1 pseudogene is annotated in these 214 nt (G+C 75.2%); it reads right to left on the bottom strand.

The features are described from left to right. A pseudogene (locus BN358_RS24255) lies at positions 1 to 214 on the bottom strand (anthranilate phosphoribosyltransferase); the annotation flags it as partial.

The raw sequence follows: 214 nt of genomic DNA on the forward strand, positions 1-214 counted from the left end.
CGGGCCGTGGCGGCGAAGCGGAGCGAGGGGTGGTACATCGCGGCGAAGAGGAACACGATGCCGGCTCGGGCCAGCACCTGCGGCTGCGCGTCCGGCGGCACGTCGATCACGACGCCGAGCGCCTCCAGGCAGTCCGCGGTACCGCACGCGCTGGACGCGGCCCGGTTGCCGTGCTTGACCACGGGGACGCCGCAGGCGGCCGTCACGATCGCCG

It is taken from the genome of Sedimentibacter sp. B4, from assembly GCF_000309315.1.
Lineage (GTDB): Bacteria > Bacillota > Clostridia > Tissierellales > Sedimentibacteraceae > Sedimentibacter > Sedimentibacter saalensis.